Below are 17174 nucleotides of genomic sequence, written 5' to 3' on the forward strand. Positions count from 1 at the left end.
GGCTGCGTATTCTACGCTTTCCCGTCTCGGCGTCAAGTGTTTTTTCAAACTTTCTTTTCGCCTTGAACTCAGTGTTAATAACCACTTCATTCAACCTAACCCGGTGACCGCTTTCGCTGTCTGCCGTGTCAGTGGATGCGCATTATAGGCACCATGAGATTTAGTGCAACCCCTTTTTTGGCTATTTTATTGAAAAAGGGTTTAAGCGAACACTAATCAAACAAAAGCGTGTATATCCGGTTAAAAAGCCAACATAACAGCCAGTATTCTTATCTAGATATGCTTTTCTTGTTGTTGTATTGCCTAGGTTTCGCTGATGAAAGGTTTGCGGTTTAATTATTGATGCGCCGTTAATATGCACCTTTGATTAACTGCGGGCTTCGCTCAATACAACTAACTCTGCCTCCATTGCGCGGTTATTTGTATAACCATGAGTGAGGTTTGATCCAATTGGCATCATGTTTATACACACTCAATAGTACAAAGCTGTTTATCGCGATGAGTACAAAGCTATTTTAAGCGGGATTAACGATAATACTGCGAGAGGATGGTAAAACGCTTGAGACCCTAGGATTTGTTACAGGCCGATGAATAACACTTTTTGTTAGCGCTATTCATCATCAAGATAAAACAACGTTACTGCTATGGGTAAGTGGCTATTCAGCTTTATCTTTAGTCGATGTTGATTCAATGTTGTTGATGTCGCCTTCATCTGCACTGTCTCGTGGCTGCTCATCTTTATTACTGCTTGCGACTGTGTCACCAAGAACGTGTTCTACTTTTAACTTTTTAATGGTTTTAATCGTAATAAATGGCCCTGACAGTGCGTATAGATAAAAACTTAAACATAAGATAATTGCAGGTTCCACTGATATCACGACAAAAATACCCACCAGCAATAGCATCACAATAAAATTAACTTTACCTCGCCAGTCTACTTCTTTGAATGAATGATACCTAAAGTTACTCACCATCAATAACCCGGCCAATGCTGTGATAAAAGCTGCGATATAGCTAATATCTGTTGGATCGACTTCATATTTACTGCCGCTCCAGATACTTCCTGCAATTAATGCTGCAGCAGCTGGACTTGCAAGCCCTTGGAAATAGCGTTTATCAGCGACACCCACTTGAGTGTTAAAACGAGCTAATCTTAATGCTGCACATGCACAATAGATAAATGCAGCGAGCCAACCTATTTTACCTAAATCTTGCAAAGCCCAGTTATACACGAGTATCGCAGGAGCCATACCAAAAGACACCATATCTGCCATGCTGTCGTATTCTGCACCGAAATCACTTTGTGTATTGGTGAGCCTTGCGACTCTTCCGTCGAGTCCATCACAGATCATTGCAATAAAGATTGCTATTGCTGCTAATTCAAAGTGACTATTCATGGAAGCTATCACCGCATAGAAGCCAGAAAACAGGCCTGCTGTGGTAAATAAGTTAGGTAATAAGTAAATACCTTTATTTTTTGCTGTTTGATTTGATGAATTTTGCATACACTTTAAACAATATCTTTTAGATGTTGGATTTATATTCAAGATAGCATATTTTGAATCAATCAAGCATAGCGTCAATTTAGCCTTGGGAACTCACATGGGAATTTTTCGTTTAGTTACTAGTTTAGCCGTACTCGCGTTTAGCTGTTCTTTGTACTCCGTCACTATATATACCTGGGTAGATAAAGCAGGCGTAGTGCATTACAGCCAACAACCGCCAAAAGATGTCGATGCCAAGAAAATTTTCACTGAAGATATGGAACCGGCAAAAATAGGGACAAGTACACCTCAGAGAAAAATGGAACAAAAGCCTGAGGAGTCTGAACTAGCCAAGTCTGCAAAAATCATTAATGAAAAAGATAAACAACAAGCCAATGATATTTGTGAGAGTGCTAAGCACAGCTTAAATGTACTAAAAACGCACACAGATTTAAGCCAACAAAACAAAGAAACCGGTGACACTTCAAAGTTGACCGAAGAGCAAAGACAAGCAGCGATAGCTGAAAACACAGAACGAGTTAAATTGTTTTGTAAGTAACCTAAAATGTTGAACGTTAAAAAATCAAAAGGGAGCGCAAGCTCCCTTTTTGTTTTTACTTTTGTTGCATTTGATATTAGTGATTATTGCTCAAACACTAACTGACCATTAACCACATCAACGTTAATCATCTTACCTGGCAACAATTGACCGCGAAGTAATTTTTGCGCTAATGGATTTTCGACTTCCTGCTGCAATGCACGTTTTAATGGACGCGCACCATAAACAGGATCAAAGCCCGCTTCAGCAATGAATGACAGTGCGGCATCGGATAATTGGATATCAAACTCTTTTTCCACTAAACGTTTGCGCAGTAGTTCAAGTTGAATACTGGCAATATGCTTAATATTGTCTGCATCTAATGGATGGAACACCACAGATTCATCGACACGGTTTAAAAACTCAGGACGGAAGTTTTGCATTACCACTTCCATTACGCTCTGCTTCATTTCATCATAAGTGGCTCGACCAAAGCTTTCTTGAATTCTGTCGGAGCCTAAGTTAGATGTCATGATGATAACGGTGTTTTTAAAATCAACCGTACGACCCTGTCCATCCGTTAATCGTCCGTCATCTAACACTTGAAGCAGGATGTTAAACACATCTGGATGTGCTTTTTCAACTTCATCAAGCAAAATAACCGAATAAGGTTTACGACGAACAGCTTCTGTTAAATACCCGCCCTCTTCATAACCAACATATCCGGGAGGTGCACCCACTAGGCGTGACACGGTATGTTTTTCCATGAATTCAGACATGTCGATGCGCACCAATGCAGATTCAGTATCAAACAAAAACTTAGCTAACGATTTACATAACTCGGTTTTACCGACCCCGGTTGGACCGAGGAATAAAAATGAACCTATTGGACGTTGTGGATCTGCAAGCCCAGCACGACTTCGACGAATTGCATTAGACACTGCATCGACAGCTTCATTTTGGCCGATAACACGTTCATGCAATGCGTCTTCCATGTGCAATAATTTTTCTCGCTCGCCTTCAAGCATTTTTGATACCGGAATACCGGTTGCTTTTGAGAGCACTTCAGCAATTTCAACGTCAGTGACTTTATTACGCAGTAAAGTCATGTCTTGCATTTCAGCTTGTGATGCTAAATCAAGCTGCTTTTCAAGCTCAGGGATCCGTCCGTATTGCAATTCAGACATACGAGTTAAATCACCTGCACGTCGAGCAACTTCCAAATCCATTCGAGCTTGCTCAAGATCGGCTTTAATATGTTGAGTTCCAGCTAATGCCGCTTTTTCGGTATGCCAGATCTCATTCATCTCAGCAGCATTGATTTCGACTTCTTTCAACTCATGTTGTAAAAAATCTAAACGTTTGCGGCTGGCTTCATCAGACTCTTTACTGAGTGCTTGTTCTTCCAACTTAAGTTGAATCGCACGGCGTTCTAATCGGTCAAGCGCTTCGGGCTTAGAATCTATCTGCATTCTAATACTTGAAGCCGCTTCATCAATTAAGTCGATTGCTTTGTCGGGCAATTTTCTGTCAGAAATATAACGATGTGACATCGTCGCTGCAGCAACAATGGCAGGATCGGTAATCTCCACATGATGATGCAATTCATAACGCTCTTTTAATCCACGTAAAATGGCAATCGTGTCTTCAACGCTAGGCTCATCGACAATCACTTTTTGAAAACGACGCTCTAGTGCGGCATCTTTCTCAATATATTGGCGGTATTCATCCAGTGTGGTTGCGCCGACACAATGTAAATCGCCACGTGCTAAGGCAGGTTTTAACATATTGCCCGCATCCATTGCGCCCTCGCCTTTACCGGCGCCGACCATGGTATGCAGTTCATCAATAAAGAGGATGACTTGACCTTCTTCTTGAGACAATTCATTTAATACCGCTTTTAAGCGCTCTTCGAACTCACCGCGATATTTAGCTCCCGCAATTAACGAGCCCATGTCTAATGATAAAACACGTTTGTTTTTAATCCCTTCAGGGACTTCACCATTCACAATACGTTGAGCTAATCCTTCAACAATCGCGGTTTTACCAACACCAGGCTCACCAATTAACACCGGATTATTTTTCGTGCGGCGTTGCAGAACTTGAATTGTGCGGCGAATCTCTTCATCACGGCCAATCACAGGATCTAACTTTCCTTGCTCAGCTCGCTCGGTTAAATCAACGGTAAACTTTTTCAACGCTTGGCGTTGATCTTCTGCGTTAGGATCATCCACTTTTTGGCCGCCGCGCATGTCTTCAATGGTTTTTTCCATTAATTCTTTGCTCGCACCAGAATCTTTTAGCGCTTTTGACAGCGCATCGTTACCTTCTAATGCCGCTAACACAAATAGCTCTGATGAAATGTATTTGTCTTTACGTTTTTGCGCCAGCTTGTCGCACAAGTTAAGTAAGCGGATTAATCCTTGAGATAATTGAACATCTCCGCCTGTGCCATCTACCTGAGGAAAACGTTCTAATTCTTGAGTAACGGCAGAACGAAGCGCGCTAACGCGGATCCCTGCTTGCGTTAACAGTGGATGTATTGAGCCAGAATCTTGATTTAATAGCGCCATCATTAAGTGAATGGGTTCGATAAATTGGTGATCGCGCCCCAAAGCTAATGACTGGGCATCAGAAATGGCAATTTGAAACTTATTAGTCATACGATCGAGTCTCATATAACCTCCTAGGATCTGATACTTATTGAGTGGGAAATTAATTCAGAAATGAATAATCTGTTAACTTAAAGATGGGGGCAATTAATGTGATTTCAAGCTTAAAACTTAATCTAGATCAATAAATCGTTTGTTTTTTGAACTTAAACGCATTGTTAAGGTTTTAGCCAAATAAACGAAGCCATACGGCCGGTTTGTTGATCACGACGATACGAAAAATAGTTAGGGTCATTAAAAGTACACACATTAGCATTGAATACTTGCGACACACCCATTTGCGATAAACGTAGCGTTGCAAGACCAGCCAAATCAGCAAGATACTTATTATGGTTAAGCATAAAGTATCGCGAAGCTTGAAGGTGTTTTTGCATAAAAGCATCACGCACTTCAGCGCCGACTTCAAAAGCATCTGGTCCAATTGCTGGGCCAAGATAAGCGATTAATTCCGCCCGGGGGGAACTAAATAAGGCAACCGTTTGCTCAATCACACCAGCGCAAAGACCACGCCACCCAGCATGCACAGCTGCAACTTCAGTACCTTGTTTATTGCATAACAACACAGGCAAACAATCTGCTGTCATGACGACACAAACATCACCTACTTTATTACTGTAACTTGCGTCTGCTTTGATCGGTGAAAGACTTGTCGAATCGATTAACGATTCATTTCGTGCTAGATGCGGCATATTCACCACATCAACACCATGCACTTGGTCAAGCCACAATGGTTCGGTCGGTAACGCTAGTTGTTGGCATAACGCAGCACGATTAGCTAAAACATGTTGATGATTATCACCAACATGCAACCCTAAATTTAAACTGTCGAATGGCGGTAAACTATAGCCGCCATGTCGATCAGTCATCGCAATTGCGACATTATCGGGTAAGGACCAATCGTGCTTAAGCACTATAAATACTCGATAGGATTTAACAGAGTATCTTCACGCAATGCTTTTGTTAGCTCAACCATGTCATCAGGGATCGGCGCATGCCAAGTCATGATTTCACAGGTAAATGGATGAGCAAGTTCTAAACGTACTGCATGCAGCGCCTGGCGGTTAAAGTTTTTGAGTAGATCAAAAAACTCTGGGCTGGCATTTTTAGGGGGTCTTGGACGACCGCCGTATACTGGGTCGCCAACTAAAACATGACCAATATGTGCCATGTGCACACGAATTTGGTGAGTACGACCGGTTTCAAGACGCAAACGTAAACGAGTATGAGCACGGAATTTTTCAGCAACACGGTAATGTGTCACCGAAGGACGACCACCATGAATTACCGCCATTTGTGTCCGTCTTGTCGCATGACGTTCAATAGGTTCATCAACCGTGCCACCCGCCGTCATAGTGCCAAGAACCACGGCTTCATATTCACGTACGATATCGCGCGCTTGCAATGCTGCAACCAAATGAGTTTGTGCTTCAACCGTTTTAGCCACAACCATCAAACCTGTTGTGTCTTTGTCTAAACGATGGACAATACCGGCTCTTGGTACATGTTCAATATCGGGGCAATGATGCAATAACGCATTCATTAATGTGCCATCGGCATTACCCGCACCAGGGTGAACAACTAAACCCGCTTGCTTATTTACAACAAGAATATGATCGTCTTCATAAATAATATTTAAGTCGATATCTTGCGCCTTAGCACGCACTTCTTCTTCAAGTGTGGCTGCAACTTCTATCAACTGAGACTCGAAAACCTTTTCCCGTGGCTTGTCGACTGTGATACCGTCAACAGTAATTGCACCAGATAGGATCCATTCCTTGATGCGTGTGCGCGAGTAGTCAGGGAACAAACCAGCTAATGCTTGGTCTAATCTCAGACCGGTTTGTGTTGCTGTTATCTCGCTTTTTAGATTAATCTCTTGTGTCATAGGAACCGTACCCCAGTTTAGGGGTCCAAAGTGAATGTGCTATCTGTTACAATCGGATGTTTTCTATTTTACCGTGAAATGGAAAAATTCTTAACAACAACTTAAAAAGAATTGAATTCAAGTATGTATAAATTTGCCCAAGGTGCCGCCCTAGTATTACTTTCACTGGCTTTAACAGCCTGTAGTAGCAGTCCAGAAGAAGATGAATTTGCAAAAAAAGCATCTCCTGATCAGCTCTATACTCAAGCAAGAACATCAATGGAATTAGGGAATTACTCTAAAGCCGTGCGTTCGCTTGAAGCGTTAGATTCTCGTTATCCGTTTGGTCCGCACAAAACTCAAGTTCAATTAGACTTGATTTATGCGTATTACAAAATGGACGACGCTGCCTCAGGAATTGCTAACATTGATCGCTTTTTACGCCTCAATCCAACGCATCCCAATATTGATTACGTGCATTATATGCGTGGTTTGACCAATATGCAGGCAGATAATTATTTATTTCACGATTTAATGAATATCGATCGTACCGATCGCGACCCTAAAAATGCTCAAGATGCATTTAAAGATTTTGATCGCTTGATTAAATCTTACCCAAACAGTAAGTATGCGGCCGATGCACAGCATCGCATGCAGTTTCTGAAAAACCGTTTAGCGCAGTATTCTATTCAGGTCGCTGAGTATTATATCAAAATGAACGCATGGAGTGCAGCTGCAGTGCGTGCGCAAAACGTAATGGAAAAATTCCCTGGTACACCCGCAACAGAACGTGCATTAGAAATTATGTCTGAAGCATATGGTGAATTAGGCCAAGAGAAGTTACAACAACACATTAAAATGGTGATGAGAACTAACTTCCCAAACAATGAAATGTTAACGAACTAATCGAAGTTAACCTTAACATTGAATACTAAAACGCTCTTAGGAGCGTTTTTTTATGTCTGTAACGACATTGCCTTTGTCATAATCTATTCAGAACATCTCGTAAAACAGTCATTTTTATTCCAATGACGATAAATGCTTCAACAAAATATATTTGAATCGTGGAAAATTTTTTTCGTGATTCATACCACACAATGGATAAATTAACGCCGATACGGGCAAAATACGTTCAAACGAATCGATTTTTAAGATAAATAGTAAAAACCAGTTGACTCAACAGGCCAAAACCCTTTAAATTGCGTCCGTCGCCCGAATAGCTCAGTCGGTAGAGCAGAGGATTGAAAATCCTCGTGTCCCTGGTTCGATTCCGGGTTCGGGCACCATATATACATTGGTGGCTAACGCGACTAATAAAAGATTACAAAAAGCCTCGCATTGCGAGGCTTTTTTGTTTTTAGCGATTAATGTTATACCAGTACAACCCAATTACATTGGTTCGATATAATCCACCATCAACTGCACTGTCTGGTTACCACGAAACTCATTCACATCAAGCTTATAAACAACTCTTGCCTGCTGGATCGTTGCGTCTGGCCAAATGGCTAAATCGATATTAAACGCAATACCATCGAGCATTAAGGTGCCACATGGCGTTTCAAGCAGTAATTTTAAATGCTTCTCACCCACAATACGTTGCTGAACCACTCTGAAAACACCATCAAATAACGGCTCTTCAAATGATTGCCCCCAAGGGCCAGCATTACGTAATACAAATGCCGTATCTAAGCTCATCAACTCTACAGCCAACTCACCATCAGACAATAACTCACCGGTTAACTGCTCATAATCTAAAATATCTCGCACGGCATTATCATACGCTTGCTTAAACAGCTCAAATGCATCGGCTTTAAGCGATAAGCCTGCCGCCATAGCATGGCCACCAAACTTAATGATCATTCCTGGGTGCTGGCTATTGATGCGTTCAAGTAAATCACGCATGTGTAAGCCTTTAATTGAGCGAGCCGACCCTTTAATTTCACCTTCACCAGCATCGGCAAATGCAATCACAGGACGATGGTAGCGGTCTTTAATCCGTGATGCCAAAATACCAATCACACCTTGGTGCCAATCTTCTTGAAATATCGCAATGCCCCACGGTAAATCATCTTCATTAAGCGACACATTCTGTAAACTCTTAAGCGCCTCTTGTTGCATGCCGGTTTCCAGTTCACGACGCTCTTGGTTTAAGCCATCAAGCTCAGCAGCCATTCTTCTGGCTCGCATGATGTCATCACATAATAGCGTTTCCACCCCTAAGGCCATTTCATCTAAGCGCCCTGCAGCATTCAAACGGGGGCCAACAGCAAAGCCAAAGTCAGCTGCCACCATTTTTTCAGGACTGCGTTTGGCCACCTCAAGTAACGCAGTGATCCCCACACGACAACGGCCACTTCTTACCCGCTGTAAACCCGCATTAACCAATATACGGTTATTGGCATCTAGCGACACCACATCAGCAACGGTGCCCAGCGCAACAATGTCTAATAGTGTGCCTAAATTTGGCTCAGCAATATGATGTTGTTGATACCAATTGCGTTGTCGTAACTCTGCCCGCAATGCCGACATTAAGTAAAAGGCCACACCGACACCAGCTATAGACTTACTGGCAAACTCACACCCTGGTTGATTAGGATTCACTATCACATCAGCATTAGGCAGTGTTTTACCCGGTAGGTGATGATCGGTTACTACCACCTGCATGCCAAGCAACTTAGCCGCAGCAACACCTTCAATGGATGAAATACCGTTATCCACAGTAATGAGCATATCTGCTGCTTTTGAATAGGCCACAGCAACAATCTCAGGACTTAGGCCGTAACCATAATCAAACCGATTAGGGATTAAATAATCGACTTTTTTAGCGCCCATCATCCTTAACGCCAACATACATACGCTAGTAGATGTTGCACCGTCGGCATCAAAGTCACCGACAATTAATATCGACTTCTCAGCCGCGATGGCATCAGCAATTAACACTGCTGCCTCAGACAAGCCTTTCATGGTTTCAGGACGAAGTAACTTCGTTAACACTAATTCGCAGTCTGCCTCTGTTACACCACGACGAGCATAAAGTTGCTTTAAAAAAGGGGGTAATGCAGAAGGTAAATGCGAATCATCAACCTGAGGACGACGGACTATTTTGTGTGACAAAGAGACAACCTTATTCGAACAATGAATCAATCAGCTCAGTTTTTAATATGATAATTAAATAATAAAATCACGGCTTAGCTTGTCTGACTCACTGACATAAATTGAATTAAAATGAATAACAAAAAGGTGAGCCTAGGCTCACCTTTAATTTTACGCGGTTAATAACGGCAGAATTAAAGACTTGTTTCAATGGTCCGTAACAAGTCAGCAGGTGATTGATATCCTGGCACCATAGTTCCGTTTTCTAACACTAACGCAGGAGTACCATTAATACCAAACGACTGGCCTAACTGATACTGCTTTGTAATATCGATATCACAGCTTGCTGCTTTAACATTGCCACCATTTTTAGCTTCTGTCATCGCTTTAAGCGGATCTTTTGCACACCATACCGCTTGCATTTCATCAGCGTTTGCAGAGGGTACACCCGCACGCGGGTAAGCTAAATAACGAACGGTAATCCCTAAATCGTTATACCCTTGCATTTGGTTGTGTAACTTACGGCAATAGCCGCAATCAACGTCTGTAAATACGGTAATAACATGTTTTTCATCTTTGGCTTTGTAGACCAACATGTCTTTTTCAAATGGTTTAAGCATTTCTAAACGCGGACCGGCTAATGCAGCCTCGGTTAAGTTTTTCATGCCCTGTTCTAAGTCGTACAAGTTTCCGTGAAATAGCTTAGTGCCATCTTTAGTCACATAAAGCACGCCACGGTCGGTCAACACTTGATAAAGACCATCGACAGGAGAAGATTGGATCAGCGAAACATTCACACCCAAGGTGTCGGTCAGTTTCTGCTTTAAAGCAGATTCGTTTGGTACATCAGTTGCGGGTGCAGCAGACACAATAGGTGCAATAACAATACTGACAGCGAGGGCAAATGCTTTGGTTAACTTCATGATAATTCCTAAATTACACGGGTTCAAAATGTATAGACCCGACTTCGTAAGCAAAACTTACAGATTTAATTAAATGAACGCAACAAATACTCAAAATCTTAAATGTAAGGATTTGAAACCTCACAAGGACAGCTAACCACGGGGATGATGCTGACTATGCAGTTGCTGCAATCGCACTTTAGCCACGTGAGTATAAATTTGCGTCGTTGATAAATCACTGTGACCGAGCAGTAACTGTACCACACGTAAGTCGGCACCATGATTCAATAGATGAGTAGCAAATGCATGGCGCAATGTGTGTGGCGACAAATGACACGAAATCCCAGCCCGAGAAGCATAAAGCTTAATACGATGCCAAAAGGTTTGCCGCGTCATCATTTGCCCACGCCGAGATGGAAACACAACATCAGATTGCTTCATATGTAATAATTCGCCCCGAGCAAAACGCATATATTGCTCAACTTCTGCTACCGCTAACTCTCCCAGTGGCACTAAACGCTCTTTGCCCCCTTTTCCCACCACCCTAACTAACCCTTGGCGTAAACTAATTTGCTCCATTGTTAAGCTTACCAATTCGGTTACCCGTAAACCGGTGGCATAGAGCAGTTCTAACATCGCTTTATCACGGCATTCGATTGGGTCGTCACTGCTAGGCTCAGCCAGTAAACTGTCGATTTGAGCTTCTGACAAAGAATCGGGTAACTGACGCGCTAATTTGGGAGATTTGATAAGCGCGGTAGGATCTTCACTGACCAACGCCTTAACCAACAAATAACCGTAAAATCGACGAACACTACTTAACATTCTTGCGGTGCTGCTTTTAGCAAAATTTTGCTCAAACCGTGCCGTTAAATAGTCGCGCAATAAACCTTGGTCGACAGTTAATAAATCAACGCCTTGAGCTAACACGAAGCGCTCAACATGTTGTAAGTCAGTTCGGTATGAAGCCAAGGTATTGTCACTTAACCCTTTGGTTGACCAAAGGTCATCTAAAAATTGGTTAATTAACGGATTGGGCTGATATGCAGGTTTAACCAAAATAAAGTCTCAAACTGGGTAAAAAAAACGACGTTAGATAAAATATCATAACGTCGTCTTATTGTTTGCCTTTATTCACTTACAGTGTGAACGTTGGCCCATGGCTGTCGCTAAATTTTACGCAGTGGCAGCATTGTTTTTAGGTAAAAATAAACACACTAAAGCTGTTAGTGCTGTAGGTAATAACCACGCCATGCCTTCTTTATGCAATGGCATAAAATCTAGGAAACTCATGTCCATACCGGCAGTTTGTAAGCCGTCAAATATACCAAAAAATAGCGCCACACTTAAAATAACCCGATGCGAAAACGCAGGACGAGCAAAACGCTCCGTTAAAAATGTTACTAATACGAGGGCAATCGCCACCGGGTAGATGGTCATTAATACCGGAATACTGATACTGATTAATTGCGCCAAACCAACGTTTGCAACAGTGGCACAAATTGCGCTTAAAACGACGACTAACAGTTTATATGACAAGCTAGGCATGAGTTCATTGAAAAATTCAGAACATGCTGTTACTAAACCTACCGCGGTGGTTAAACAAGCCAAAGTCACCACAATCGACAACATTAACGAGCCGATACTGCCAAAATGATGGGTAACATAGTTTGTTAATATTTGACCGCCGTTATCAGCACCAATCGCAAAATCACCCGCTGAGGCACCAAGATAAAATAGAGATACATAAACAAAAGCCAAACCACCTGCGGCAATAAAAGCGGCTCTGACTAGGTATTTCGTTTGATCCGCCGCGTCGTTAACACCTTTTTTACGCAGCAAATCAATAATCAACATACCAAACATCAACGATGCCAGGGTATCCATGGTGTTATAACCTTCAATAATCCCTTTGGTGAGTGGGCTATTGATGTATTCGCCAACCGGTTGATTAACTTCAAATCCCGGTAAAATAATCACTGAACTGGCTAAACTGACTAATAACAAAATCAAAATAGGTGTCAGCACCTTACCCACGTTATCCAGTAACTTACCTGGAAATAACGACAAGACCATCACGATAGAGAAGAACACTAAGGTGTAGATAAGTTGGGCGATATTAAACTCTTTACCACCTAACATCATGAGTGCATCAGGATTGGAGATAAACGGTCTGGCACCAATTTCAAATGCAACCAAACCCGTACGCGGGGCAGCAAATGCAGGGCCAATAATGATGTAAATCGCAATTGCTAATGTTGTGGCGGCAAAGGTTGGCAATAACGCCATCACTTTACCGTTGGCTTTTGCTACGGCAATCAAACCAATCAGTGGCATACCCACCGCGGTAATCAAAAAACCGAGCATGGCAAACGACATATTCTCGCCTGCTAGCATTCCTGCGAAGGGAGGAAAAATTAAGTTACCTGCGCCTAAAAAAAACGCAAAGGTCATAAACCCTAACCCTAGCGTATCGGTAAAACTCATCTTGGTTGTTTGCACTACTCGCCTCTTTTTATTGTTATGTTTTTTAACAAACCTAATTGATTATGCGTTAATTAGCTACTCCCGAGCGGAATGCCACTCAGATTTGTAAAGTTAAAAATACACTTTTAAATAGTAAAATCTGCTTTAACAATGACCAAAAACGAGCACTAAGCCCAGTTATAGAAGCCACATCCTTGTCAAAATGGCTTAACTTAGACTTTTTACTCAATTTTATTGGTATTAAGTGGCCAAACTAATATCAAACATCGCTAGACCACACAAGCTTTGGCCGCTGAAATAATAAAAATAACCGTTTTATGCTGAATTTATGTCAACACTTGTGTACATAATAGCCAAACCATCATATTTACATCATTTTTGTATAACATAATTTCAACGCTTAATTGTGGTAGATCATTTAACCGACGACATCATAATCCAAAGCGATTATGATCTCAGTTAACGATTTCATTAACCAATCCATTACAGCTTACCTATGTCTTTTACGTTTAAACAATTCCATATCGATGATGAACAATGTGGTATGGCAGTCAGTACTGACGCCGTTATTCTTGGCGCGTGGGCAGAACTCACCCAATCTCAGTATATTCTTGATATTGGTGCTGGCAGTGGCTTACTCAGTTTAATGGCAGCCCAGCGTAGCCCTGAGCAGACTCACATTACTGCAGTCGAGTTAGACACCGCGGCAGCTAACGCCTGTAAACATAATATTGAACAAAGTCCTTGGCCGCAGAAAGTCCAATTATTTCATGGTGCAATTCAAGACTACCAACAACAATTTGATAAAAGTATCACGCCTTTATTCGATCATATCATTTGTAATCCGCCCTATTTTGAACAAGGCACACAAGCCAAAAATAGCGCCCGTGCCGATGCAAGACATACCAATACCTTGTCTTTTGCAGAGTTACAAAAAGCAATCAGTCAGTTGCTTGCACCTCAAGGCAATGCCAGTATTATTTTACCGCAACAAAGTTTAGCGAGTTTTATTCAGCAGCTCGATGGCCATGGTTTGTTTGTCGCAAAGCACCTTGAGATAATCAGTGCAGAAGGCAAATCGCCAAATCGTTCAATTTTGGTGATACAACATGCCTTAACAACAGAGCGACAAACATACGAAAACACCAGCAAAACACAATATCTACAAATGGCGATACGTAATGAACAATCGGGATACAGCCAAACGATGATAGATTTATGCCGCCCATTCTACTTAAAGCTTTAGCCTGTTGATTAGGTCAGTTATAATACTCAACTATTTTTCAGCGAGACCAGCGCATGCAATTTGAAGATTTCCAGCTCGACCCTAGCTTATTAGAGTCACTCAGGGCCATGGGACATAACACCCCAACCACTATTCAACAGCAAACCATTCCATTGGCCATGGATCAGCGGGATATTTTAGCGCGTGCGCCAACCGGTACCGGTAAAACAGCCAGTTTTTTACTGCCAGCGTTACAACACCTTATCGACTTCCCTCGCCGCTTTGAAGGCCAGGCGCGTATTTTGGTATTAACACCAACACGCGAATTAGCCAGTCAAATTCACCGTTATGCGAGCCATTTAGCGACGGGGCTTGATCTTAATATTGTGATTATTACTGGTGGGGTGCCGTACGGCCCACAAGAAGAAGCGCTTGAAGATAACGTTGATTTATTAATCGCCACGCCTGGTCGATTGATGGAATATCTAGACAAAGATAAGTTTGATGCGACTGAAGTTGAAATTTTAATCATCGACGAAGCAGACCGCATGCTAGATATGGGATTCTCATCAGTAGTGCAAACCATTGCGATTGAAGCCCAAGGCCGTAAGCAGAACATGTTATTTTCTGCAACCTTAGAAGGTAATGGTGTTAATCGATTTGCGCGTGAATTGTTAAACGACCCTGTCGTTGTCGATGTTGAATCACCACGCAGCGAAAAAGCTAAAGTGCACCAGTGGATTCACCTTGCTGATGATAATGCACACAAATTTGCGTTGCTTTGCCACATTTTGCGCCAAGAAAACGTTACCCGCACCATTGTATTCGTTAAAACTCGAGAAATGGTTGCCAGCCTAGAAGGCTTATTGCTTAAAGCCAATATCCCTTGTGCTTTTATGCGTGGCGACATGGAACAGAAAAAACGTTTCCAAGCGTTAGGTAAGTTTTCAAAAGGCGAAGTGAATGTGTTGCTTGCAACCGACGTTGCCGCACGAGGCATTGATGTTGACGACATTACCCATGTTATCAACTACGATATGCCGCGTTCAGCTGATGCATATGTACACCGTATTGGCCGTACAGCACGTGCTGGCGCAAAAGGAACGGCGATTTCTTTAGTTGAAGCACATGACATGCGTATTGTGTCTAAAATTGAGCGTTACATTGAACTGCCACTTAAACGCCGTGTGATTGAAGAGCTTCGCCCAAAGCATAAAGAAGCTAAAGTGCCTGGTAAGAAAAAAGCCAACGCTAAAGATGCAAAAGTGAAGTCTAAGAAGTTTAAGAAAAAGTAATTTTTCACACTTAACTCACCGAAAAAAGCGAATTATTAAGTAATTCGCTTTTTTTATACCCTAAGCAAGATATACCACAGTTAACTAGACGCAATACGGCAAAAAAAAGTCAAGAAGTGTCAAGTTGTGCACAAAAAATACCCAACCAAAGAAGTAATCATAACCCCATGATTATTAATATATAACATTATATAAAGCCGCTTAACCAAACAGTAACCCCTTCCAAAAAGTCACTTTAGGAAACCTAAACGCCAAAATCGGTAAAAAACTAAACTTTGAAACATTTTATTTACATCAAACTATTTAGATAAACCTGAGACTCTGTTAATTTAGGTGTAATGAGTAATAAAAATGAATCTGAATGAACAGGTTAGCCAACGTAGTTAACTGTCTTCGGCATTATTTCAGCATGGATAAGCAATAGAAATGATAAAAAAAATTCTAAGAAGACTGTCACCGCTCTTTATTATCGCAGTGTTTGCTGCCGCAGCCTGGTTATTAATTAATACTAAAGAAGCGCCAGAACAAAAAGACACTCCCATCACAGTACCGATTATCGACGTGCAAACCGTTACGCCTCAAACCTTATCGCTTAACTTACCTTCCTATGGCGTGGTGAACCCTAAATATAAAACTCAATTGGTCACCGAAGTTCAAGGTCGTCTGCTGAGTGTTTCAGCTAATTTTGTTGCTGGCGGTGTTGTCAAAAAAGGCGAGCAACTGGCCATTATAGAGCCATCTGATTATGAAGCTGACCTCATTCAAGCAGAAGCGTCTGTCGCGCAAGCAACGGCTGCGCTAAACGAGGAAAAAGCACGTGGTGAAGTCGCTAAAGTCGAATTTAAAGATTTTGGCAATGGGCTACCACCCGAGCTTGGATTGCGTATTCCGCAGTTGAAAAAAGAACAAGCAAACGTCAAATATGCGCAAGCGGCATTAGCACGCGCCCAACGTAACTTAGAACGTACCGTAATCCGCGCACCGTTTGACGGCATCATCAAAGCACGCAATGTCGACTTAGGCCAATACGTCACCTTAGGCACTAATCTAGGTGAACTATACGACACCAGCATTGCTGAAATTAGATTGCCACTCACAAACGAAGACCTCGCTTATTTGGAATCTGTCGACAATCCAGAAACCGCCGTCACTCTCACTGCGTTACTGGCAGGTAAACAAGTGACCTGGGAAGGCAATATTGTTCGCAGCGAAAACGTCATTGATGAGCAAACCCGTATGGTATACCTCGTTGCCGAAATTCATGACCCTTATCTACGTAACAACAAAACACCCGGTCAATTACCGCTTAAATACGGCAGCTTTGTGAATGCCATCATCACCGGAAAATCGGTTGATGATGTAGTCAAGCTACCACGCCATGTGATTCGTAATGGCCAAGCCGCTGTGGTGAACAAAGACAATATTATCGATATGCGCCAAGTGAATATTATCCGCTCAGATGTTGATAGCCTGTACATTAAAGGCAGCTTTACCGCCGGAGAGCGAGTATCTACCACCAGCATTAACAGCCTTAATGCTGGCCAAAGCGTAAAAGTGCTTGGTGAAGAATCAGCAAAGCCCGTAGCTGAAACTGCTACAACGGCAGGTGAATAA

The 17174-nt window shown here is 42.1% G+C and carries 13 protein-coding genes and 1 tRNA gene; 6 read left to right on the top strand and 8 right to left on the bottom strand.

Going from position 1 to position 17174, the window contains the following annotated elements; genetic code table 11:
* Window positions 1–656 precede the first annotated feature (656 nt).
* Entirely contained in the window at window positions 657–1505 is an 849-nt protein-coding gene (gene pssA, locus AC19MX_RS16050; RefSeq protein WP_498299176.1) for a CDP-diacylglycerol--serine O-phosphatidyltransferase, read from the bottom strand.
* 97 nt (window positions 1506–1602) lie between these two features.
* Here pssA and AC19MX_RS16055 point away from each other — a divergent pair, with 97 nt between their 5' ends.
* Window positions 1603–2043, top strand: a complete 441-nt coding sequence (locus tag AC19MX_RS16055; RefSeq protein WP_498299177.1) for a DUF4124 domain-containing protein — start codon at window positions 1603–1605, stop codon at window positions 2041–2043.
* A gap of 83 nt (window positions 2044–2126) precedes the next feature.
* On the opposite strand, the gene clpB is transcribed toward AC19MX_RS16055, so the two are convergent.
* The 3 genes from clpB to rluD all read right to left on the bottom strand — a co-directional run bounded on the left by clpB (window position 2127) and on the right by rluD (window position 6579).
* The gene (clpB, locus tag AC19MX_RS16060; protein ID WP_498299178.1) at window positions 2127–4700 is read right to left on the bottom strand and encodes an ATP-dependent chaperone ClpB; all 2574 of its coding nucleotides are present in this window, start codon (window positions 4698–4700) and stop codon (window positions 2127–2129) included.
* Between the two features lie 152 nt (window positions 4701–4852).
* Window positions 4853–5605: a peptidoglycan editing factor PgeF gene (gene pgeF, locus AC19MX_RS16065; protein ID WP_498299179.1), complete on the bottom strand. Its 753-nt coding sequence runs from the start codon at window positions 5603–5605 to the stop codon at window positions 4853–4855.
* On the bottom strand, window positions 5605–6579 hold the full coding sequence (gene rluD, locus AC19MX_RS16070; protein WP_432402428.1) for a 23S rRNA pseudouridine(1911/1915/1917) synthase RluD: 975 nt from the start codon (window positions 6577–6579) through the stop codon (window positions 5605–5607). Before rluD ends, pgeF begins: the two co-directional genes overlap by 1 nt.
* Before the next feature lie 123 nt (window positions 6580–6702).
* Between rluD and AC19MX_RS16075 the strand changes: the two genes are divergently transcribed.
* Window positions 6703–7464: an outer membrane protein assembly factor BamD gene (locus AC19MX_RS16075; protein WP_432402430.1), complete on the top strand. Its 762-nt coding sequence runs from the start codon at window positions 6703–6705 to the stop codon at window positions 7462–7464.
* A gap of 304 nt (window positions 7465–7768) precedes the next feature.
* A tRNA-Phe gene (locus tag AC19MX_RS16080) sits at window positions 7769–7844 on the top strand.
* A 103-nt stretch (window positions 7845–7947) separates the two neighbouring features.
* On the opposite strand, the gene recJ is transcribed toward AC19MX_RS16080, so the two are convergent.
* The 4 genes from recJ to brnQ all read right to left on the bottom strand — a co-directional run bounded on the left by recJ (window position 7948) and on the right by brnQ (window position 13040).
* Complete coding sequence (recJ, locus tag AC19MX_RS16085) at window positions 7948–9672, bottom strand: single-stranded-DNA-specific exonuclease RecJ (protein WP_432402432.1); 1725 nt, start codon at window positions 9670–9672, stop codon at window positions 7948–7950.
* A 173-nt stretch (window positions 9673–9845) separates the two neighbouring features.
* On the bottom strand, window positions 9846–10574 hold the full coding sequence (dsbC, locus tag AC19MX_RS16090; protein ID WP_498299180.1) for a bifunctional protein-disulfide isomerase/oxidoreductase DsbC: 729 nt from the start codon (window positions 10572–10574) through the stop codon (window positions 9846–9848).
* A gap of 132 nt (window positions 10575–10706) precedes the next feature.
* Window positions 10707–11612, bottom strand: coding sequence for a site-specific tyrosine recombinase XerD (gene xerD / locus AC19MX_RS16095; RefSeq protein WP_498299181.1), 906 nt, complete (start codon window positions 11610–11612; stop codon window positions 10707–10709).
* Window positions 11613–11729: 117 nt separating this feature from the next.
* Window positions 11730–13040, bottom strand: coding sequence for a branched-chain amino acid transport system II carrier protein (brnQ, locus tag AC19MX_RS16100; RefSeq protein WP_498299250.1), 1311 nt, complete (start codon window positions 13038–13040; stop codon window positions 11730–11732).
* A 496-nt stretch (window positions 13041–13536) separates the two neighbouring features.
* Between brnQ and AC19MX_RS16105 the strand changes: the two genes are divergently transcribed.
* The 3 genes from AC19MX_RS16105 (at window position 13537) to AC19MX_RS16115 (ending at window position 17174) form a co-directional block, all read left to right on the top strand.
* A complete protein-coding gene (locus AC19MX_RS16105) occupies window positions 13537–14286 on the top strand; it encodes a tRNA1(Val) (adenine(37)-N6)-methyltransferase (protein WP_498299182.1) in 750 nt (249 codons plus the stop codon).
* 53 nt (window positions 14287–14339) lie between these two features.
* Window positions 14340–15560: an ATP-dependent RNA helicase SrmB gene (srmB, locus tag AC19MX_RS16110; protein ID WP_432402440.1), complete on the top strand. Its 1221-nt coding sequence runs from the start codon at window positions 14340–14342 to the stop codon at window positions 15558–15560.
* A 426-nt stretch (window positions 15561–15986) separates the two neighbouring features.
* Complete coding sequence (locus AC19MX_RS16115) at window positions 15987–17174, top strand: efflux RND transporter periplasmic adaptor subunit (RefSeq protein ID WP_498299183.1); 1188 nt, start codon at window positions 15987–15989, stop codon at window positions 17172–17174.

The organism is Shewanella sp. MF05956, assembly GCF_059758055.1.

Excerpts from the sequence above, each read along its gene's own strand:
- AC19MX_RS16055 (WP_498299177.1), top strand. The coding sequence starts at position 1,603 with ATGGGAATTTTTCGTTTAGTTACTAGTTTAGCCGTACTCGCGTTTAGC.
- brnQ (WP_498299250.1), bottom strand. The coding sequence starts at position 13,040 with ATGAGTTTTACCGATACGCTAGGGTTAGGGTTTATGACCTTTGCGTTT.
- rluD (WP_432402428.1), bottom strand. The coding sequence starts at position 6,579 with ATGACACAAGAGATTAATCTAAAAAGCGAGATAACAGCAACACAAACC.
- pssA (WP_498299176.1), bottom strand. The coding sequence starts at position 1,505 with ATGCAAAATTCATCAAATCAAACAGCAAAAAATAAAGGTATTTACTTA.
- clpB (WP_498299178.1), bottom strand. The coding sequence starts at position 4,700 with ATGAGACTCGATCGTATGACTAATAAGTTTCAAATTGCCATTTCTGAT.
- dsbC (WP_498299180.1), bottom strand. The coding sequence starts at position 10,574 with ATGAAGTTAACCAAAGCATTTGCCCTCGCTGTCAGTATTGTTATTGCA.
- srmB (WP_432402440.1), top strand. The coding sequence starts at position 14,340 with ATGCAATTTGAAGATTTCCAGCTCGACCCTAGCTTATTAGAGTCACTC.
- AC19MX_RS16105 (WP_498299182.1), top strand. The coding sequence starts at position 13,537 with ATGTCTTTTACGTTTAAACAATTCCATATCGATGATGAACAATGTGGT.
- AC19MX_RS16115 (WP_498299183.1), top strand. The coding sequence starts at position 15,987 with ATGATAAAAAAAATTCTAAGAAGACTGTCACCGCTCTTTATTATCGCA.
- AC19MX_RS16075 (WP_432402430.1), top strand. The coding sequence starts at position 6,703 with ATGTATAAATTTGCCCAAGGTGCCGCCCTAGTATTACTTTCACTGGCT.